The following is a 20,598-nucleotide window of genomic DNA, read 5'->3' on the forward strand; positions in this document are numbered from 1 at the left end:
AAATATTTATTTTTGTCATCAAAAAATATAAAAAGAACGATTTTAAAATCGTCCTCTTGTTGCAGTTTTAGCCTGGAACCTTCTGAATTATCTATCTGGCATCATCCTTTTGTCGAGCTGCTCAAGTACAAGCGGCCAAGCCTGCTCATGTTGGTTTCTTGAATTCTCGTCTGGTAAACCTGCATGCGTTAAGTAAAGATGCGTGCCATTACCGCGAGGTTTAAGCTCAACAGTGAGAACTGTTTCAGCTCCCTTGGTACCGCCTTCGCCAGTAATCCAAGTCAGCTCGATCAGTCGGTTTTGCTCAAGTCTTAGAAATCTTCCGTAATGTGGATGACGCTTCCCCTCAAAATGCGTTTCGAAAAAGAAGGTCATGTTCACTTCAGCCTCCATTAATACTGATCCTGGGGCTGCAAACCAACTGTCAAACTGCTTCGTCCAAGCCTGATACAGGACATTCGGAGAACACTCCATTTTTCGTTCCACCATTAGATTAAATGGTCTTTGTGAAAGATCTGGCCAAGAAATAGATAGTACCATTTAATTTTCAATCCCTTCAATCAAACAAAGTTTTGATTATCTCTACATTATTATATCCATAAAAGTGTAGGTTTGGCTGTGCCGCTAGATGATCACCAACGTCATCTCTAAAAATAAAAAAAGGAACTGTGCATCAGTACCACAGTTCCAAGAATCTTTTGTTTTCAAATAAATTGACGATACCCATTATCGTCGACTTCGTCGGCTGATTTTACCTGAACCGCTACGTGTTTTGGGCTTACTATAAGATTTACGCGGCGAATCAAATATGCTGGAACCGCCACTGTCGCTCCGGTCACGTGAAATCGAGCCTCTGCTCGGTGAACTGCTGGACCCTCTGTCGAACAAACTTCCGCTTGATCCAACGCTAGAATCCGAGTTCTTTCCTCTACGGGTAACCGAACCTTTCCGCTCCACCGTAATCGGCGGAATCGCCTTTTTCTCCTGCACCGTAGGAGCACGATATTGGCCCTGAGAAGGTCGGTATACATCTCTGCTGGAGTAGCCTCGATAGGAGCCTGAACCACGCAATGAATCAAACAGAGCATCCAGTACAGTTGCGGTTAAGTATCCTTTTAGAAAGCTTGAACTGTAATTTTGTTCGACATACTTTTTACTGTCAATTTCAATGAGTGTATCTTCCTTCTTAGCTGGATCTTGCTGCAAATGGTACCACTCATCGCTATATACCAGAAACATCCGCTCATTGCTCTGCGGTGACATTTGTTCCGGTGTACGCTGTTCTTTCAATTCCTCCGCTACTTCCGGGACTGTCTTGCCAGCTGCCCGGTATACATACGAGGTCGAGTTTCCGCTGCCACTAACCGATTCCAGCGGATACGTATCTTTTACACTTGGCGCGCCGCAGCCGCTTAACACGGATACGAACAAGCTCAGCGCCACAATGACCTTTAATGCATACTGCCAGGTGCGTTTGCTCATGTGTAACCCTCTCCTAGCTTGCCCGAATAACCTTGACGTCTCCGGTAATCACTTCTTCTCCTTCATAAAGCATAAAGCGACCGTCCTGCCACTCTACTCGCAACAGATGGTAATCATCAGACTGGTACTGCCACACATGCTGCTCTCCACCCTGTCGGAAAGGAGCACGGCCCATGACGGTAACATGCCCAGAATACTGCTCCTCCAAATGATACGTTGTATCATCCAACTCTAAAATGGTCGGCACTTCCTCAGGGTTGTCAAGTCTGCCGTCGATGGCCTGATATAGTCCAAATTGCAGTGTTTCCCGTTCCTCAATATGAAGATAACTGACTTGATTACCATCCTGAAGCGTCAAAACAACGGCATTCCGGGCACGATTATGTACACGACCTACCACTTCATAGGTGACAAGCGACACTTCACAGATATCACCTGGATTTAAGTGAAGCATGCTTTTCTCTGCTTTCGGCGGCTCCGGCTTAGCAAATAGATTTGAAATTCGTTTCCACACACCCATGGTTATATTCCTGCCTTTCTTAGCCTAGAAGCATGCTGTAATGATCAAGGCGCCAACCAGATGCAGCGCTCCTGAAAACAGACCGAAACCAATTTTACCTTCCTGTGTCCCTTTATCCAGATCAAACTGAGCCCAGTACCGCAACAGCAGACGTACAATAACTTCCAAAACAAGCAGGATGACAAAGGCAATCACAGAATACACAAGCGCTTCGAGCAAATTATTAGCTGTAGCGATAGAGCCTGACAAGATATAGCCTTGTGCAACTAACTTCATAATCATTCGTACCGTTACGGCCATATTTCCAGCCTTCACTTCGGCAAAATCCTTATACTTCGTAAATAAAGAGTCGACATACATTAATGCGAAGATCAAAATTGCCCCCGCACCAGTCCATACAAGCATTGCTTTCATCGTTTCTAAAAAATGCATTTCATACCATCCTCCACATCTTCTTGACCTTCATATAATGTTTTACGCCTCCAGGCAGGGAAAAGCGAAGGAGAAAACGTTTCTCCTTCGCTTCCTGAGCAATCACCCTTGGCGGCACTGCTAAAATGTTCTTATTTATTTTCGTATTGCTTCAACAAAGCGGCAAGCTCATCGTCCACGGCGCTTTTCTTATCCAGCTCCTTGAACTCCTCATCCAACGATTTTTCCTTAGAAGACATTTCGTTGCTCGCTTCGGCACGTGCTTCTGCTTGCAGCATTTTTTCTTCCATACGCTTCAATCCGGCAGTTGCCGTATCAGAGCTAAAACCGTTCATAGCTTTGTTAATTTCAGTTTGCGCTTTAGCTGCATTATAACGGGCAACCAGTGTCTCGCGCTTGTTTTTCATTTCTGTCAGCTGTCTGCGCATTTCATCCAGCTTGCCACGCAGGTTATCGGCTGCAGCTTTGTTCTGTTCGTAACCAGCTTTGAACTCATTCATTTTTTGTTCAGCAGATTTCTTTTCTTCCAGCGCGCGACGAGCCAGATCTACATTTTGTGCTTTTGCAGCGGTATGTGCCTGTTCTTCGCGTTTTTTTACCAAAGCAGCCTGTTCTTCGTATTGCTGTTTGAATCTCTTTTCAATAGCAATTTGAGCGGCTACCGCTTTCTCTGCATCTTCCAGGTCCTCTTGCATATCACGAATGTATTGATCCGTCATTTTAATTGGATCTTCTGCCTTGTCGATAATGGCATTAATGTTGGACATCGTAAGATCTCTTAATCGTTTGAAAATAGACATGTGAAGTTCCTCCTAGAGTTGAATGCTTAAATTTTAAGCTCTGTACACATGTTTACGCAAGCTTTGCAAAGAGGGTTTCAAAAATATCTAAAAGCCGCGCAAGTAAGGCTCTGGGATATCGGCCTGTACTTTTAGCTCCCGCGATGCATGCAGCGCCCAATAGGGATCACGCAGCATGGCACGGCCTATTGCTACCAGATCAGCTTCTTTCTGCTGAACTACCCGGCGGGCGTCCTCATAATCATCCAGTAAGCCAACCGCAATGACAGGTACATTCAGCTTTTCACGGATGGTATGAGCCAAATCCACCTGATAGCCGGCACGCGCAGACGGGCCTCCGCCAGAACCAATCGGACCCTCACCACCAGAAGAGATATGGAAAATGTCCACACCCGCATCACGATATCGTTCCCCTACGTCTGTTATGTATTCCACATTATATCCATCCTCGACGTATTCTTTGGCAGAAATCCGCATAAGCACAGGCATATCAGCAGGAAGAACCTCTTTAACAGCATGTATGACCTCAACACCGAACAGTGACAAATCCTGCCCATATTCATCTTCTCTGGCATTTGTTAAAGGCGAATGAAATTGATGGATCAGATAGCCGTGAGCGCCATGTATCTCGACCGTGTCAAAACCTGCTTCCACCGCGCGGCGCGCGCCTTCTTTGTATGCCTGAACCAGTTCCCTGACTTCAGCTGTCTTTAAGGCGTGCGGCTCTTTAAAGCGTTCGCTAAAAGGAATCGAGGAAGGACCCACAGGTTGCTCAGCATCTTCAGCCTTGCGTCCAGCGTGGCCTAGTTGAATGCCAATTTTGGCACCATACTTGTGAACTTCCTCTACAATCTTACGATATGCAGGAATATGTTCGTCACTCCAAATACCCAAATCACGATCTGTAATACGTCCATCTGGATGGACCGCTGTCATTTCCACAATAATAAGTCCAGTGCCTCCTACTGCCCGGCTCACATAATGGACATGATGCCAATCCGTTGGATTTCCGTCCTTGGCCTCCACGCTGTATTGGCACATCGGGGGCATGACAATCCGATTTTTTAAAGAAAGCCCCTTTAATTGATAAGGAGTAAACAAGTCGGTCACTTTTATCCATCCTTCCTTCAATTCCATGTCTGTATAATTATGAATTGCATCCCCATTATACACCAGCTGTCACGGTATACCGAATTCGTTGTAAGGCTAAAACTTGCGAAAATGCTCCTGTTTTCGGTCATGTTTAAGAGAATATGTACGTTTAGCTCCATCATCTTCATTGATAATCGTTTCATCGTGGACTTCTTTCCAGTCGTTTATGAGCCGAACTTGGTAACCAGCATATTTTTAATAGGACAGGTACATAATAGTCGAGAGCACCACTAGGTATCACTGCACGGAAAGGGGGGATACATATGCCGTACAGGGGAGTGTTGCCAGGCTTGGCACTGTTACTAGCATTTTCAAGTTTACCCGTTCACGCGGATGCGCCTCCCAACATCGGAACGCCCCATCCCAAGGAAGCAGCTGTTGCTTCTTCTGTACAACAGAGCACAGATCGAGCAACTCCTACATTAGCAATGCTGCGAAAAAAACATGCGGACATTTTTAAAATGTGCGGCCCACACACCCGCCAAATTGCCCTAACCTTTGATGATGTGCCCGATTCTAGGTATACGCCGCAGGTTTTGGACGTATTACACGCCAACGGCATCAAAGCTACATTTTTCATCGTCGGTCACCGTGCGGAAAAGCATCCTGGGATCATACGCCGTATTATCCGTGAAGGCCATGCTATAGGAAACCATTCCTATACTCATCCGGATTTTAGGAAGGCCACACCAGAACGCTTTCGCAACCAGATTACAAAAACAGAACGTATTTTACAAGCCAGCGCAGGTTTTCGCCCCAAGTTGATTCGTCCACCCTACGGTGAAATCACGGAGCCTCAAATCCAGTGGGCACGTCGTCATGGCTACATGATTGTCAATTGGAATGTAGACTCTCTCGACTGGAAGGGACTAAGTAAAACACAAATTCAGCGCAATGTGATCCCAGCTACTGGGCCTGGCTCTATTATTTTAATGCACGCAGGTGGAGGTCAAAGTTCCAACTTGCAAGGCACTGTTCAAGCTCTGCCGGGTCTAATTCACTCTCTAAAAGCTAAGGGCTACAAATTTGTCACAGTCCCCCGGCTACTCCACACATCGGAACAGAAATAACCATATGTTTATGATTGAGCTACAAGCTAAAGCAACGTAAAAAGGCTGTCTTACCAGCAGAAGTTTTCTGCTCGTCAAGACAGCCTTTTTTATGGATAGGACCTGATAAGAGTCTGACCTAGTTATATGCGGTAGGATACAGGCATTAAGTTTACATAATATATATTATGTTTAATTAAACCATATATACGTATAATGCTATTTATCAATAACGTACAGCTTCACATTTTGAAATCCAAAGTCGTTCACAAATGATTTGTTGCCAGGAATAAAGATATCAATCCGTTTTCCTGTAATGGCGCTGCCCTGATCGCGAGCGACAGCTACAAAAGAATGATCCGGCAAACCTGGGTGGGAATAGCCTGTAACCAGCACTTTCGTGCCCATCGGAATGACGTTCGGGTCTACCGCAATTGTACCTAGTTTAAGCGGATTGCCGTAGTAGTCCACTGCTCCCCATTTACCATTCTCATCGGCTGCGGCAGAATACGCAGTAGCCTTAACGTCAACTATTTTGCTATAGTTAAATGTTTTGCCCCACGCTTCAATCGTTGGCCCCTCATTCGCTGGTGCTTTCTCCGTAAGAAGCTGCGGCTTCGAATCCGAAGCTGCATTCACACTTTTTTCACCAGGTACCTTAATTTGCAGACCTGCATATATATTGTTAGAGGCAATGTTTGGGTTCGCCTTCGTCAGCTCGTCCACTGATACTCCATAACGTTGAGCAAGCAAAAAGAAGGTATCGCCATCTTTGGCAGTATGAAGCGAAGCAGCATCCGCTACTCCAGCTGTCTGTGCCAGCCCTGCAATGGCTGCGGCAAGCACCGCAAATTTCATGGTTTTTCCAATATGTTTTAGATGTTTCAAAGATATGTACCTCCTCTGTTATGCCTGCGAAGTTAGCTGTCGGATTCGGACTCAGGAGAAGCCCTATGCTTGTGCAATTCACCCCTAGGCATATTCCATATCGTCTTATGACGTTTCGGAAAGACTGCCGTTGTTACGTCCCCCGCACTTCCCATAGTTTGGGCCCAGCATTCAGCGTTTGTCATAACCGCATGCTGTCCCGGTAAGTTTTGGCTTACTGCATAATATCACAATTTTGTAACCTTATCCGCATGAAAATGTTGGGAACCTTGAACATCATACTATAATCGTTACAATTTTGTCACCAAGAAATCGATATTTGTTACGAAAATATGGTGAAATGGTGACAAAAAAAGAAAAAGCCCTCCGTCAAACGGAGGGCTTTTTTATAGCTCATATCAGCACTTTCTTACAATACTTTGGCAAGAAAATCACGGGTGCGATCATGGCTTGGAGTACCAAATACCTGCTCTGGTGTACCTTGTTCCACAATTTGACCGTTATCCATAAAGATGATTCGATCGCCTACCTCGCGGGCAAAGCCCATTTCATGCGTCACGATTACCATGGTCATGCCGCCTTCGGCGAGCTTCTTCATTACATCCAGAACCTCTCCAACCATTTCAGGGTCCAATGCAGAAGTCGGCTCATCGAACAGCATTACGTGCGGCTGCATGGCCAAAGCACGCGCAATCGCAATACGTTGCTTCTGACCACCGGATAGCTGGTTCGGATAGGTATTCTTCTTATCCTCAAGCCCTACGGTACGCAGGAGTTCTAGCGCAATTTTTTCCGCTTCCTTCCCTGACTGTCTTCTAACCTGCGTTGGTGCAAGCGTCAGGTTCTGCAACACTGTTTTATGCGGGAACAGATTAAAATGCTGGAACACCATCCCCATCTTCTCCCGGGTTACATTAATATTATGACCACGAGCTGTAATCGGCTCGCCCTCAAACAAAATCTCCCCGTCCGTAGGCTGTTCTAGCAGATTCATGCAACGTAAAAACGTACTCTTCCCCGAACCGCTGGGACCGATGATGACGACGACTTCACCTTTGGCGATATCTATATCAATGCCTTTTAAAATCTCATTCTTGCCGAACGATTTACGCAGTTGTTTAACGGTGATCACTGGCTCTCAACTTCCTTTCCCATAAACCCAGCAGCTTAGACAAGCTGAATGTCATTACAAAATAAATAGCGGCTGCGATTACGAACGGACTTAATCCTTCGTAGGTAATGTTCTTAATGACCTGGGCCTGATACATAATATCCACCATCCCAATGGTCGAAATAATGGATGATTCTTTAATGATCGTAATAAACTCATTACCGATAGCAGGCAAAATAGATTTAAATGCTTGCGGCAAAATGACATGACGCATAGCTTTGCCTCGTCCCATACCCAATGAACGGGCAGCCTCCATCTGTCCACGGTCTACTGCCTGGATACCTGCACGGAAAATTTCAGCCAGATATGCCGAGCTATTCAGAGACAATGTGATTATACCAGACTGGAGTGGAGTAAAATTGACACCAAGCGTCAAAGCAACCCCGTAGTGAATAATCATGAGTTGCACCAGCATAGGTGTGCCACGCAGTATCTCTACATAAGTGGTACCTAACCACTCAATGATGCGTACTCCACTCATACGTAGCAAGGATATGATCAGACCAATGATGAATCCGAACAGTACTCCGAGCGCAGACAGCAACAAGGTGTAGCCGATACCCGTAGCGTATAAACTGCGGTATTTCCAAAAAATATCTACAATGTTATTAGAAGAAACCTGACGATCAGCAGAAAGTGCACTCGCTTCCGTGGAAAACTTCTCAATCGACCCGTCTGCTTTCAGGCGAGCCAACGTTTTATTTACAGAAGCAAGCAATTCTGCATTCCCTTTACGGATACCTACAGCTGTTTCTGCTCCCGCATCCTCAGGCACAGCCTTGGCAAGGGTTACGGTACCGTCTAACGTGTATCCTTTAGCAACCGTATCTTCGATCACGACAGCGTTCACACGCTGGGTCCGCAGCTGGAGTACCAGGTCAGATATTTTATCCAGTGAAGTTACAGAGGCATTGGGCACTTTTTGAGCAATCTCTTCCTGAATACTTCCCTTTTGTGCTCCGATCTTCTCGCCTTTCAAAGCATCCATCGTCGGATATTTGTCTTTATCCTCTGGGCGTACCATGATGACTTGCTTGGAGCGATAGTATACATCCGAAAAATCAATACTCTTTCTGCGTTCATCCGTTGGTGTCATACCGGACAGTACCAAGTCTACACGACCACTTTGCAGAGCAGGCAGCAAAGAGTCAAAACTCATGTCTTCAGGGACCATCTCCGCATCCAAATCTTTGGCGATTTCCTTGGCGATATCCACATCGAACCCAACAATGGTATCCTTACCGTTAATGACTTTATGAAACTCATACGGCGGAAAGTCGGCACTCATGCCCACTACAAGTTTTTTCTGTGGCTTTGCTTCCGTTCCGTATGCATTGAGCATGGGAAGACCAGTCAACAGCAAGATAACCGCCGTCAAAACCAGGGCGGTAAAACGATATGCCTTTTTCAATCTTTTTTTCTCTCCTTAAATTCTTTATAATAAATAAGATTGTGTCATTATAAATGAATATGCATGATTATGCAATGAATGTTATAGTACAATTTCAGCATACCTAACGCAGTACCTACATTACAGCTTATATAAAGGAGTTTTCAGCATGGATTTTAAACAGACCATTCAACAGACCATTGAGCAGCATGCCCCACGGTTTAAGAACATTTCGTTATATATTGGCGCAAATCCTGAACTTGGAAACGAGGAATTTCTGGCCGCTGCCCGTTTAAAAGAAGAACTGGTTTTTCACGGATTTGAGGTCCAGGCACCTGTATTGGGCATAGAAACAGCCTTTATTGCAACTTACAAAGCTGCAAAACCCGGACCGGTTGTCGCTTTTCTGGCAGAATATGACGCTCTGAAAGGTCTAGGACACGCCTGTGGGCACCATCTGATATGTATGATGAGTACCGGTGCTGCCGTCGGCCTCAAGTCGATCATCGACGAAACTGGTGGAGAAGTACGGGTATACGGCACACCTGCCGAAGAAACACGCGGTGCAAAGGTCCCTATGGCCGCTGCCGGATTGTTTGATGATTGCGACATCGCACTTATGACGCATCCTTATGACCGTTACGAAAAATCAGGCAAATCACTGGCGATTGATGCTGTACAATTCGAATTTTTTGGTCAATCTGCTCACGCGGCTGCCAGCCCGCACGAAGGCATTAATGCGCTGGACGCTGTGATTCAAACGTTCAATGGCATCAATGCGTTCCGTCAACAAGTAAAAAGTACAGTGCGTATCCATGGGATCATTAACCAGGGTGGGCAAGCAGCCAATATTATTCCTGATTACGCCTCAGCCCAATTTTATGTGAGAGCGGCTACACGTCAAGAACTGAACCCACTGACTCGCCGTGTTATTCAAATTGCTGAAGGAGCTGCTTTACAGGCCGGGTGTCGTTTGGAGACCTCCAATTATGAGACTTCTTATGATGAAATGGTCACGAACCGTGTACTTTCCGATGCGTTTACCGCAAATTTGGTGCAGGCTGGCATTTCACAAGAAGATATAACGGAAGGCGAAGATCACGGCTCCATGGATATCGGAAATGTATCGCTTCATTGCCCTGCTATCCATCCTTACATTCAAGTTATTGACGAGAAGCATGCCTTGCATACACCAGAATTCCGCGATTTGGCGATGCAGGACCGGGCCATGGAAGGAATGCTGCTGGCTGCGAGAACTTTGGCATGGACTGCTTGCGATGTAATCACGAATCCTGAACTGCTAGCCCGGATAAAAAAAGAATTCGCTCTGCTGAATAACGAACGCTAAATCTTAATTCCGTGTTCTTTCAGAAAGGAGTAGTCAGCCATCATGGATAGTATGAGCAGCTTTTGGACGTTGTTTATTGTGGTGATCCTCATCATTTTTTGGTTTATATTCCGTGCAATACGCAGAAACCGGGGAAACAGAAAAACACGGAGCCGGAATGCTTTTTTCCTCAGCTCCCCATCCCCTTCGTCCCTTGCGCAGGAGCGTCATCCAGAGATTACAGAGCTGATGCAGCTACTGGAGCAATCCATTCCCGCCTCCTATGCTCATAGTGTAAGGAGTCGTGTAATCGAAGCCCACCCTGAGCTGACGGAGCAAGAATATGATTGGCGCTGGCATGAGCTAAAACGATATTTTATGCTATGCGCGATTATGAATCGAGTGCCTATGTTCAGTAGTGATGTGGATGAATTATGGCACGAAATGTTGATGTTTACCCGCGAATATCAGCAATTCTCGGAAGCTTTTTTTGGTCGTATGCTTCACCATGCGCCTCATTCTGGCGGCTCTCGGCCGATGCCTGAGGAGCGGGCGTGGTTTGACTGGTTGTATGTAGAATGCTTTGGCTGGAACCGCTATAGCGCCAGTTTGTGGGGAACTTTTTTTAATCATCCATTACCGAGCGACGAGCTTTCGCGCTATTACAAACTCACAACTTCCGCGCAGCCAGCAGGTGACCGCTGGAATACGCAGGAGAATATAGCCATTTCACAGCAGGCCCAACAAGCGGTTCATAAGATTGTACAACATCTGCGCGAGCGGGTGAATAAAGCGGTGGATGATCCTGAGGGTAAGCAATTGCCTAAGGTCAACTATTTACAGGTCGACTATTTGTTATTAGCTTTTGTGTGGTATTCATGGTATCAACCTGAGCAATTTGCCATACACATGCACCCGGATGCTACAGGTAATGCCGTATTAGCTAGCTCATCCGGCTGTAGCTCGGCAAGCGGCTGTTCGAACTGGGATACACATCACTCGCACCATCATTCCTCTCTTGACAGTTCTCATCATGGAGGCTCTTCTCATCATGATTCAGGCGATTCTGGTAGCCATTCTTCGTGTAGCAGTGGCTCTTCATGTGGAAGTAGCTGTGGTGGTGGGGGCGACTGATCATAGCAAAAAAGGGAATTCCTCAGCCAGAAAACTTGGCTAAAGGGATTCCCTTTTTCATTAACATGACTGTGGTGTTCCTACTCTGTCCAGTCCGTTTTTGTTAGCAAATGGTAAATATCCATATACGCTTCGGCTGAAACATCCCAACTATATTCTCCTGCAAAAGCCGTCTGTGTAAGCTTCGACCAATGCTCAGATTGGCGATAAAAATGAACAGCACGACGAATGGTGTTCAACATATCATGTGCATTGTAGTTCGTGAAACTAAATCCGTTTCCTTCACCTGTGGATTCATTGTAAGCCTGCACAGTATCATTAAGGCCCCCTGTTTCTCGTACAATAGGGATACTTCCATAACGAAGCGCCAGCAGTTGGCTGATCCCGCAAGGTTCAAACCTTGATGGCATAAGATACATATCGCTTGCCGCATATATTTTTCGTGACAGAGGTTCGCTAAAAGCGAGCTGCGCCGACATTTTCAGTGGATAGCGTCCTGCTGCCTCACGGAACCAATGCTCAAAAGCCGGATCCCCTGTTCCCAGCACGACAAACTGGATATCATCATAATACAAGATTTCGTCAAGCACTCTCGTTACCAGATCTAGCCCCTTCATATCTACAAGCCGGGTTACCATGGCAATCATAGGTACGTCTGGCCGCACCGGCAGTCCCAGCTCCTTCTGCAGGCCAATTTTGTTTTCCTTTTTCTTTGTCAGACTCGTGCGGTACTTCGTATAAATACGATTGTCCGTGGCAGGATTGTAGCTTTTGGTGTCAATTCCGTTCACAATCCCCGTTAAGCGACCCTGATCTCCCAATTTACGAAGCAGACCCTCCAGCCCATATCCGTAAAATTCCGTTTGAATCTCCTCTGCATAGGTTGGACTTACGGTCGTGACATGATCCGAGTACGTAAGCCCACCTTTCATAAAATTCAGTCTGCCATGATACTCCACACCCTCGGGGGTGAAATAGCTCCCATCCAGGTTGAGCAGCTCAGTTAAGGCCTCATACGGAAAATCCCCCTGATACAGCAGATTATGTATCGTAAACACCGTGCGAATATCACTGTAGAAGGGCAAATGTCGATAATCAGCATTCAGAAGCAGCGGAACCATCGCCGTATGCCAATCATGACAATGCAAAATATCCGGCCGAAAGTTCAGTTCAGGCAGCACTTCTAAAATCGCCCGGTTAAAAAAGGAAAAACGTTCGCCATCATCCATATAACCGTAAATACCGTCACGACCGAAGTAATACTCATTGTCAATAAAATAAACCTTGATTCCGTCTAATGTCAGTTCCTCTATTCCACAATATTGATTACGCCAGCCTACGGCTACTTGCTTCACCGCTACCGGACGCAGAGACTTTTTATAAGTATCGGGAATCCCCGCATATTTAGGTAAAATGATTCGGACGTCGCACCCCGCCTGACGAAGTGCCTTCGGCAGTGCGCCAATGACATCAGCCAACCCGCCTGTTTTAATAAATGGATGTGCTTCTGCTGCCGCAAACAAAATGTTCATATGTGCTTCCTCCTTATGTGTTTAATCTGCTTTTTTAGGCCTCCGAGGCGCTTTCTTGAGTATAACGATGCTCAGGGGTGGTATGGTCACCTCCAAGCTGTGAAGCTGTCCGTGGCAAGGGATGGGGGCGGTCCGTATTATTCCCGTATTCAGCTGGTCCCTTCCCCCAAAGTCCTTATGATCACTGTTCAGCAGTTCGATATAACTCCCGGCCTTTTCCAGCCCAATTCGGTAGTTCTCTCTGGGCACGGGCTGAAAGTTAATAAGCACGACCAGTGTATCTCCCGGCTTTTTACTTTTACGTAAATACGTAATTACGCTCTGCCCACGGTCCTCCGCCTCAATCCACTGATATCCATCCCACGAATGATCCAGTTCCCATAATGCCTTTTCCTGAATATACAAATGATTCAGCGCTTTCGTAAAAGCGTGCAGCGAACGGTGACTGTCATAATCCAGCAGAAACCAGTCAAGCTGCTCCTCATCCTTCCATTCGATGAATTGGCCGAATTCCCCTCCCATAAATAAGAGCTTTTTGCCCGGGGAGGTGATTTGGTAACCGAGAAGTGCTCGAAGCCCGGCAAATTTTTGCTCATAGCTACCTGGCATTTTATCAAGCAGCGACTTCTTACCATGAACAACCTCATCGTGCGACAACGGCAGTGTAAAATTCTCGCTGTACGCATAAGCTATGGGGAATGTCAGCAAATTATGGCGCTCCGGCCTCTGATCGAAATCCGTTTCGATATAATCAAGCGTATCGTTCATCCAGCCCATATTCCATTTGTAATTAAAACCGAGTCCTCCATCGCTTACCGGGGAAGTCACCATCGGCCAGGCACTGGACTCCTCTGCCATCATCAGAGCATACGGATAATAGCGGAATACTGTTTCATTCAGTTGTTGAAGGAAGGCAATAGCCTCCTCATTTTCAATGCCTCCTTTAGAGTTAAAACGATATTGACCGTCCTGCTTTTCAAAATCCAGCCGTAGCATACTCGTCACAGCATCTACGCGCAGGCCGTCAATATGGTATACATCCATCCAGAATAGCGCATTAGATATCAGGAAAGAACGCACCTCCGGCTTGCTGTAATCAAACGTCAGTGTTCCCCAGCCGGGCTTTTCCGCAATCAGCGGATCCGCGTATTCGAACAGGGGCGATCCGTCAAACAGCCTTAATCCATGAGCATCCTTGGCAAAATGGGCTGGAACCCAATCCATCAGCACTCCGATTCCCGCCTGATGGCAACGATCCACCAAATACATAAAATCATGCGGTTCTCCATACCGGCTTGTGAGTGCAAAATATCCGGTGAGCTGGTAGCCCCAGGAAAGATCATACGGATGTTCACTCAGCGGCATCAGCTCAATATGTGTATACCCCATATCGGTCACATAAGGCACAAGAAGATCAGCTATTTCCCTGTATGTATAAAACGTACCATCTTCTTTTTGCTTCCAAGTGCCCAGATGAAGCTCGTATATGTGCAGAGGCTTTCCATAAGGTGCTCTACGTTTTCGGCGCCAAATCGCATCGTTCCAAGCATAACCATCTATAGAAGCTACCACAGAAGCCGTTGCCGGTCTCACTTCAGCACGTACCGCGTAAGGGTCTGCTTTCAGGAATCGTTCACCGTTTGCCCCCGTAATGTCGTATTTGTAAAAAGTTCCTTGGGATATCCCCGGAAAAAAACGACTCCAAAAACCGGATTTGGGAACCCTATATAAGGAATCCTGTTCCCCATTCCAGTTGTTGCGATCTGTAGCAAGCCCGACATGGAGAGCATGAGGAGCCCAGACCGTAAAGCGGACGCCCTGTTCTCCGTTCTCCACAGTAAGGTGGGAACCCAAAGATCGGTAGCTGTGATAAAGCGTTCCTTCATGAAACAAATAAATATCTTCCGATGAAATAGCCTGTTGCGGAAGAGTTTGGTCTGTCATCACGTCACCACCCTTATATGTTTTGTAAGTAAAAATGTATGAATCGGTAATGCATTCGCTTTTGGGTCAAAGCTGACCTGAGTTATTACCCCATTCTAGCCACAATGAACAGAAAAATGACTAGGAAAAAAATAAACCTTAGTTTTGGGGGAATCTTATATACCTTATGGTTTCAAGAGTACCCCATACCGTTTATGTATGTACTACACTGACAACTAAACCGGGAGGGAAACGAAATGTTTAATAAAGAATGCATTGCCATGCTGCTGGCAGGCGGAGAGGGACGCCGTCTTGCTCCCCTTACTTCAACGATTGCAAAACCCGCCGTACCTTTTGGCGGTCATTACCGGATCATCGATTTTCCTCTCAGTAACTGCGTAAATTCAGACATTGATACTGTAGGTGTACTGACGCAATATGAGGCAGAATCCTTGCACGAACATATCGGGGATGGAACACCATGGGGTCTTACAAAAACAGATGACAAAGGAATTACCCTGCTTCCATCTTATAACACAGGTAACGCTGAATACTTAGGAACGGCAGATGCTATTCATAAGAATATCGAATATATTGACAGCCAAAATCCGGAGCATGTGCTTATTTTATCCGGTGATCATATTTACTATATGAATTATCGTGAAATGCTAAACCACCATAAGGAAAAAGGAGCTGCGGCTACCATTTCTGTCATGGAGGTACCTTGGGATGAAGCACACCGTTTTGGTGTTATGAGTGCCGATGAAGATCTGCGTGTCACAGAATTTGCAGAGAAACCGGAGAAACCGGAAAGTAATTTGGCCTCTATGGGGATTTACCTTTTCAAATGGGATTACTTAAGAAATTACTTGTTAGAAGACGCACAGGATGCTCAATCCAGTCATGATTTTGGTAAAGATATCATCCCTAAAATGTTAGCGGACCAAGAATCCTTGTACGTTTATGAATTCCAGGGCTATTGGAAGGACGTGGGTACCGTTAAAAGCCTATGGGATTCACACATGGATTTGTTACAGGATGATTGTGCTATCGACCTTCAACGCAAGGACTGGCCGATGTATACACGTGAACGCCGCACAAGGTTGAGCGCACAAAAGGTACCTAACCGTCAAACACAACCATTGGGCAGCTTGCTGCATGATTCCTGCCAAGTAGAGGGCCGAATAGAACGCTCCGTTGTATTTAGTGGTGTCGAGGTAGGTAAAGGATCAGCCATCAAAGAAAGTATCGTTATGCCTGACACACGCATTGGACGTAACGTCCATATTGAACATGCGATTATCGGTGAAGGTGCTGTGATTCGCGATGGTGCTGTCATTAAAGGTAACCCGGGCGAAATTATGGTCATCGGACCCAATGAAACGGTATTTGGTAAGATGGCGGTACGACCGCAAACTACACGTATGCTAAAAGAAGCTTACGAGCGCAATACACGCTTGCGTGCCGAAGGTTTTACCTCATAACGTACCCCCAAATTAAAAACAGCCAGCCCTCCCGATTGAGAGGACTGGCTGTTTTTCTAATTACACCTATAAGTAGGCTTTAAATCTGTCCTTCAGTAAGTTGTGATGGTTCCACGGATTGTTCTGCTTGCAGAGCAGGTAATGAAACCGTAATCGTAGTTCCAGCCCCCAGTTCACTTCTGATGAGCATCTGACCATGATGGCGCTCGATAAACTGTTGCGAGATTGCCAATCCCAGTCCAGTACCACCGTTTTGGTGGTCTACCTGGAAAAAGCGGTCTCTGACTCTGGCAAGATTTTCAGCACTAATTCCAATCCCTGTATCTTGTACGGATATCTCGATATTGCCATCAATCCGTTGTAGAGACAGGAAAATAATTGAGCTTTCATGCGAAAACTTGATAGCATTGTCCACAATGTTCAAAAACACCTGTTTTAGACGGTTACCGTCTCCATGGACGAGATATGCCGTTTCCTCCGAATCCAGCTGAAGTTTTATCTGCTTCATTTCTGCTTTGGCCCATACGTTCAGCATAATTTCCTGCAAAAGCTCCCGTAGATCCACCGTTCCCATCACAAGCTTCATGGCATTCTGCTCCAGCTTGGAAAAATCGAGGATTTCCTCCACCAAGCCAATCAGTCGATCCGTCTCTTTAGAAATAATCTTCATCCCGATTTTCGTCTCTTCCGGGTCATAACCGCCAGAATTTAACGTTTCACTCCAACCTTTAATAGATGTAAGCGGAGTACGCAATTCATGAGATATGGATGATATAAAATCATCCTTGATTTGATTTGTTCTGACAATTTCCTGTGCCATATAGTTCAGAGTCGAAGCCAGTTCACCCAACTCATAGCGATAATCGCCTTCAATGCGTGCATCAAACCTCCCCTGAGCCATCTGAGCAGATACATCGCGGATATTATTAATTGGTCTAACAATGGAATTCGCGAGCCCTGTACTGACCACAAATACAATAACCAGTACAGCTGCCATGATGCCAAGAGAAAACAGCGTAATCGTAAACAGCTTATCATTTACCAATTCCAGCGAAGTCGTATACCGAATAACATACACCTGGTCTCCGACGATATTGTCCAGTTTTTGAGATACCGCCATCACTTGCTGCCCCGTACTCGGTTGCTTTCCGATCCATTTGCCCGTATCTCCAGCTAATGCTTGTGTCACATCACTTGTTTGCACACTTAGATCTGCTGCAAAATTCGTCGAGTTATCAATTACATTTCCCTGTTCATCAAGCAACTGCAGTTCAGTGAAGGGCAGAGAAAATGTATTTAACAAATACGATTGCAAAGACTGTTCCGGCTCTTTGAATTTGGGTGCAAATTCACTTACCGATTCGATACGGCTTTCGATATGTTTGTAAATGGAATCGTAATAGTACGACCGGAGTGCAAACATAAAAATGACTTCTACTAACAGAAGCGCCAAGAACACTACGAAAAAATAGTGAAGCACAATCTGTCGGCGAATCCCCTTTTTGATCATTGAGACTGACCTTTCCATTTATATCCATGTCCCCACACTGTTTGTAAAAAAGCTGGCTCAGATGGATTGTTTTCAATTTTCTGCCGCAAACGTCGGATGTTCACATCCACAATTTTCGGATCGCCCATATATTCCTTGCCCCATACGTGATCAAGTAGAACATCTCGGCTGAGCGGCGTGTTTTCTTTTTCGAGAAAAAATTGAATCAGGGAAAACTCAGTCGGTGTCAACTCGATCAGCTGCCCGCTCTTCTTAAATTGCTTAGCAATCAAATCTAGCGTAAACGGTCCAGACTGGAAGGACACTTTGGCTGCTGTTTCACGATGTACATTCACCCGACGCAATAACGATTGAATACGTGCAATCAGCTCCGTCGGGCTAAAAGGCTTACTCACATGGTCATCGGCCCCTACAGACAAGGCATACACCTTATCCTGCTCCTGTACCTTCGCTGTGAGAAAAATAATGCCGATGCGCTCATTCGTTTCCCGGATTCTCCGACAGACTTCAAAACCATCCATACCGGGTACCATTACGTCAAGCAGTGCAATATCAATATCCCGCACCGTGTTCAAAATATTCAGAGCCTCATGCCCTTCCGACGCCTCCAGCACCTCAAAACCGTTACGTTTCAAGTTAATGACAATAAAACTGCGAATGGATTCCTCGTCTTCCATGATTAAAACTTTACTCACTCTACTCTACCTGCCTTTCCCCCATCTTGTTTTTTATGGTTTTACGCGGTTCCAGCTCACTGGATCGCTTAATGCCAATGACCTGCGCATTCGTTCGCCACAGTTGGCTATACCCTTCGTTGTTTCGCTCCCATTGTGACAACGAGAAAAATTTAATTTCCGCTATCGTTTTGTCTGTATCATCCAAAATGAAGCGCAAATAGCTGTCCTTCTTCGAAACTTTCGGATCAATCGTCACCTTGCCATGCAGCTCTTTCGGTAATCTGAAGTAGACCTGTTCATTAGAATCACGATACTGCTGCTGCTTAAAAATCGTCCCTTTCGCCCCGTCCCACTGATAGAACGACACAAAATATGGAACCTCATCCAGCGGCTTGTTACTCCAACCTTTTGGCTTCTCCAAATTACCAAATTCCAGAATACCGTCACCATCCACATCACCACTGGCGATGGTCGCATCCTTAAAGGTGACATCCATAAGATTAAGCTTCCTGAGCTTGCCGTGATCCATCACAATGACATTGGAGACGGTAGTGGTCTGGGCAATTTTGGTATCTATAACAATCCCCTGCCTACCCTCGGCTACCTTGCCAGCAACGACATTATAGACACCTAAGACCTGACTGTCCAAATCCAACGATCCGATTTCCTTAAAGGTTCCCCCACTGAATTGAAATGTTTTAACTGTAAAGAATTCATTACGTCGCAGCGTGATAATCGTCAAATCATTCAAATTATCCCCGTTCAAGTCCATCTTGTTATGGTTAAAATCATCTACGACGAAGTCCGTATAGCCTGTAGCATATATTTTCTCCAGAGTTCCTCCGGTATAGGAATACACGATGAGTCCCTTCTGATCCCCGCCATCGCCACTATCTCCACTGGAAAAACCCGCTACAATATCGAGTGTTCCATCATTCGTTAAATCCACGAGCTTAAATGACTCTAGCACAGTGCCTTCCCCATCAAACGTTAGCTTCTTTACCCACGTTCCGCCCTGATCTTCAAACAAGGCACCATGTATTTTTACGCTCTCATCTGGCGTTTCATAAAAGAGCACTGCTTCGTCTGTGCCATCATTGTTCAGATCACCCGTCCGAATTGGCGTCGGGTCATCTGGGTCATTCGGTCTTAAAGGCTGTACCGCCCCTAGTTGCGTATTCACTGCACCATTCAACTGCTGTTTCTCGTCAGACATCGTCGGTGTCTCCATCAGCGAAATGGGATCGCTAATAACATTACAGCCGCTTAAAAATCCAGCAAGGAGCAGCAAGGAACAGCAGCCAGCTACCATTCTCAACAGCATTATTTTCACTTCTCTTGCCGTCCCCTTCACAATTTGTTCTTTTCTGCTTGTGTCAATCGTCTTCCCTGAATATCAAACACCAATTCACCATCATTCAACCCCCATATACGGGAAGCAAAGCGTTCAGCCATTTCCAGCGGCAATACAGTAATGATCGTCACCCGCTCGTCAGAACACAGCTTGCGAAAGGTCTCCAATACATGCGCTGCCGAAGCTGGATCAAGTCCATTTACAGGCTCATCAGCTAAAATAACTTTGGCTCCGTGCACGAGAGCACGCGCAGTCGCTACCCGCTGCCGCTCGCCACCGCTGAGCTTGTCGCATTTATCATGCGCCTTATCCAGCAGACCCAGATCTTCCAGTACGTCCATCGCTCCCATGTAATCGTCGGAACGCACCATACCGGTCACCATTCTCCACATTGGAGTTTGACCGGATCTGCCAATGAGCACATTTTTAAGAGCGGTTCGATTCATATTTAGATGCGGGTTTTGCTCCAGGTATGCCCATTCCCGCTTTATTTTCATCTTGCCCGTCCACCCGGATTTCAGCACATCATTGCCACCTACAATTAAACTGCCTTCATCCCATGGCTCTAGTAAAGCAAGACAGCGAAGCAACGTCGTTTTGCCGCTTCCACTTGGCCCTACTATGGCAATGAATTCGCCCTGATGAATTTCAGCATCAATTCCTCGAAGTAGCTGGGTCCGTTCAGGCCCCACTTGCTTGGTCAGCTTCCGAATTTTAATCATCTAAGTGATTCCCCTTTGCGCGCCATCAATACTGTTTATATTTTATAGTAA

19 protein-coding genes and 1 riboswitch are annotated in these 20,598 nt (G+C 45.9%); of the genes, 4 read left to right on the top strand and 15 right to left on the bottom strand.

The features are described from left to right. Nucleotides 1–87: 87 nt before the first annotated feature. The 6 genes from MKX30_RS01985 to MKX30_RS02010 form a co-directional block, all read right to left on the bottom strand. The gene (locus MKX30_RS01985) at nucleotides 88–540 is read right to left on the bottom strand and encodes an SRPBCC family protein (protein WP_341062395.1); all 453 of its coding nucleotides are present in this window, start codon (nucleotides 538–540) and stop codon (nucleotides 88–90) included. Between the two features lie 186 nt (nucleotides 541–726). Next, a complete protein-coding gene (locus MKX30_RS01990) occupies nucleotides 727–1,482 on the bottom strand; it encodes a DUF4247 domain-containing protein (protein WP_023988948.1) in 756 nt (251 codons plus the stop codon). A 13-nt stretch (nucleotides 1,483–1,495) separates the two neighbouring features. Beyond that, nucleotides 1,496–2,002 carry a DUF4178 domain-containing protein gene (locus MKX30_RS01995; protein WP_007432513.1) on the bottom strand — a complete coding sequence of 169 codons (507 nt, stop codon included), beginning with the start codon at nucleotides 2,000–2,002 and terminating at the stop codon, nucleotides 1,496–1,498. Between the two features lie 24 nt (nucleotides 2,003–2,026). After that, complete coding sequence (locus MKX30_RS02000; RefSeq protein WP_013310484.1) at nucleotides 2,027–2,434, bottom strand: DUF350 domain-containing protein; 408 nt, start codon at nucleotides 2,432–2,434, stop codon at nucleotides 2,027–2,029. 131 nt (nucleotides 2,435–2,565) lie between these two features. Beyond that, entirely contained in the window at nucleotides 2,566–3,234 is a 669-nt protein-coding gene (locus MKX30_RS02005; protein ID WP_013310486.1) for a PspA/IM30 family protein, read from the bottom strand. An 87-nt stretch (nucleotides 3,235–3,321) separates the two neighbouring features. Next, entirely contained in the window at nucleotides 3,322–4,344 is a 1,023-nt protein-coding gene (locus MKX30_RS02010; RefSeq protein WP_341062397.1) for an NADH:flavin oxidoreductase/NADH oxidase, read from the bottom strand. A gap of 305 nt (nucleotides 4,345–4,649) precedes the next feature. Here MKX30_RS02010 and MKX30_RS02015 point away from each other — a divergent pair, with 305 nt between their 5' ends. Further along, complete coding sequence (locus MKX30_RS02015) at nucleotides 4,650–5,456, top strand: polysaccharide deacetylase family protein (RefSeq protein WP_023988951.1); 807 nt, start codon at nucleotides 4,650–4,652, stop codon at nucleotides 5,454–5,456. A 198-nt stretch (nucleotides 5,457–5,654) separates the two neighbouring features. On the opposite strand, the gene MKX30_RS02020 is transcribed toward MKX30_RS02015, so the two are convergent. The 3 genes from MKX30_RS02020 to MKX30_RS02030 form a co-directional block, all read right to left on the bottom strand. Continuing rightward, nucleotides 5,655–6,323, bottom strand: a complete 669-nt coding sequence (locus tag MKX30_RS02020; protein ID WP_023988952.1) for a 3D domain-containing protein — start codon at nucleotides 6,321–6,323, stop codon at nucleotides 5,655–5,657. 6 nt (nucleotides 6,324–6,329) lie between these two features. After that, nucleotides 6,330–6,498, bottom strand: a riboswitch (cyclic di-AMP (ydaO/yuaA leader). Nucleotides 6,499–6,732: 234 nt separating this feature from the next. After that, nucleotides 6,733–7,455: an amino acid ABC transporter ATP-binding protein gene (locus tag MKX30_RS02025; protein ID WP_013310491.1), complete on the bottom strand. Its 723-nt coding sequence runs from the start codon at nucleotides 7,453–7,455 to the stop codon at nucleotides 6,733–6,735. After that, on the bottom strand, nucleotides 7,442–8,905 hold the full coding sequence (locus MKX30_RS02030) for an ABC transporter substrate-binding protein/permease (RefSeq protein ID WP_023988953.1): 1,464 nt from the start codon (nucleotides 8,903–8,905) through the stop codon (nucleotides 7,442–7,444). The genes MKX30_RS02025 and MKX30_RS02030 overlap by 14 nt, the downstream gene beginning before the upstream one ends. 148 nt (nucleotides 8,906–9,053) lie before the next feature. On the opposite strand from MKX30_RS02030, the gene MKX30_RS02035 reads away from it, so the two are divergent. Together MKX30_RS02035 and MKX30_RS02040 are read left to right on the top strand one after the other, a co-directional pair. After that, nucleotides 9,054–10,232 (top strand): M20 family metallopeptidase, encoded by a 1,179-nt coding sequence (locus MKX30_RS02035; protein ID WP_075154269.1) that lies wholly within the window; start codon nucleotides 9,054–9,056, stop codon nucleotides 10,230–10,232. Between the two features lie 42 nt (nucleotides 10,233–10,274). Further along, nucleotides 10,275–11,345, top strand: coding sequence for a hypothetical protein (locus tag MKX30_RS02040; RefSeq protein ID WP_341062398.1), 1,071 nt, complete (start codon nucleotides 10,275–10,277; stop codon nucleotides 11,343–11,345). Between the two features lie 80 nt (nucleotides 11,346–11,425). Here the strand turns inward: MKX30_RS02040 and glgA are convergent, their stop codons facing one another. Continuing rightward, nucleotides 11,426–12,877 (bottom strand): glycogen synthase GlgA, encoded by a 1,452-nt coding sequence (glgA, locus tag MKX30_RS02045; RefSeq protein ID WP_341062399.1) that lies wholly within the window; start codon nucleotides 12,875–12,877, stop codon nucleotides 11,426–11,428. A 21-nt stretch (nucleotides 12,878–12,898) separates the two neighbouring features. Beyond that, nucleotides 12,899–14,821 (bottom strand): 1,4-alpha-glucan branching protein GlgB, encoded by a 1,923-nt coding sequence (gene glgB / locus MKX30_RS02050; RefSeq protein ID WP_023988957.1) that lies wholly within the window; start codon nucleotides 14,819–14,821, stop codon nucleotides 12,899–12,901. 236 nt (nucleotides 14,822–15,057) lie between these two features. Between glgB and MKX30_RS02055 the strand changes: the two genes are divergently transcribed. Then, nucleotides 15,058–16,284, top strand: coding sequence for a glucose-1-phosphate adenylyltransferase (locus MKX30_RS02055; protein WP_023988958.1), 1,227 nt, complete (start codon nucleotides 15,058–15,060; stop codon nucleotides 16,282–16,284). A 79-nt stretch (nucleotides 16,285–16,363) separates the two neighbouring features. On the opposite strand, the gene MKX30_RS02060 is transcribed toward MKX30_RS02055, so the two are convergent. Genes MKX30_RS02060 through MKX30_RS02075 form a run of 4 tightly spaced genes read right to left on the bottom strand, consistent with a single transcriptional unit; the run spans nucleotide 16,364 to nucleotide 20,547 of the window. After that, on the bottom strand, nucleotides 16,364–17,794 hold the full coding sequence (locus MKX30_RS02060) for a sensor histidine kinase (protein WP_023988959.1): 1,431 nt from the start codon (nucleotides 17,792–17,794) through the stop codon (nucleotides 16,364–16,366). Further along, a complete protein-coding gene (locus tag MKX30_RS02065; RefSeq protein WP_023988960.1) occupies nucleotides 17,791–18,489 on the bottom strand; it encodes a response regulator transcription factor in 699 nt (232 codons plus the stop codon). Before MKX30_RS02065 ends, MKX30_RS02060 begins: the two co-directional genes overlap by 4 nt. Nucleotide 18,490: 1 nt before the next feature. After that, nucleotides 18,491–19,825, bottom strand: a complete 1,335-nt coding sequence (locus MKX30_RS02070) for a hypothetical protein (protein ID WP_023988961.1) — start codon at nucleotides 19,823–19,825, stop codon at nucleotides 18,491–18,493. Next, nucleotides 19,822–20,547: a phosphonate ABC transporter ATP-binding protein gene (locus MKX30_RS02075; protein WP_023988962.1), complete on the bottom strand. Its 726-nt coding sequence runs from the start codon at nucleotides 20,545–20,547 to the stop codon at nucleotides 19,822–19,824. Before MKX30_RS02075 ends, MKX30_RS02070 begins: the two co-directional genes overlap by 4 nt. Between the last annotated feature and the right edge of the window lie 51 nt (nucleotides 20,548–20,598).

This window comes from Paenibacillus sp. FSL P2-0173 (genome assembly GCF_038008045.1).
Classification (GTDB): Bacteria; Bacillota; Bacilli; order Paenibacillales; family Paenibacillaceae; genus Paenibacillus; species Paenibacillus polymyxa_B.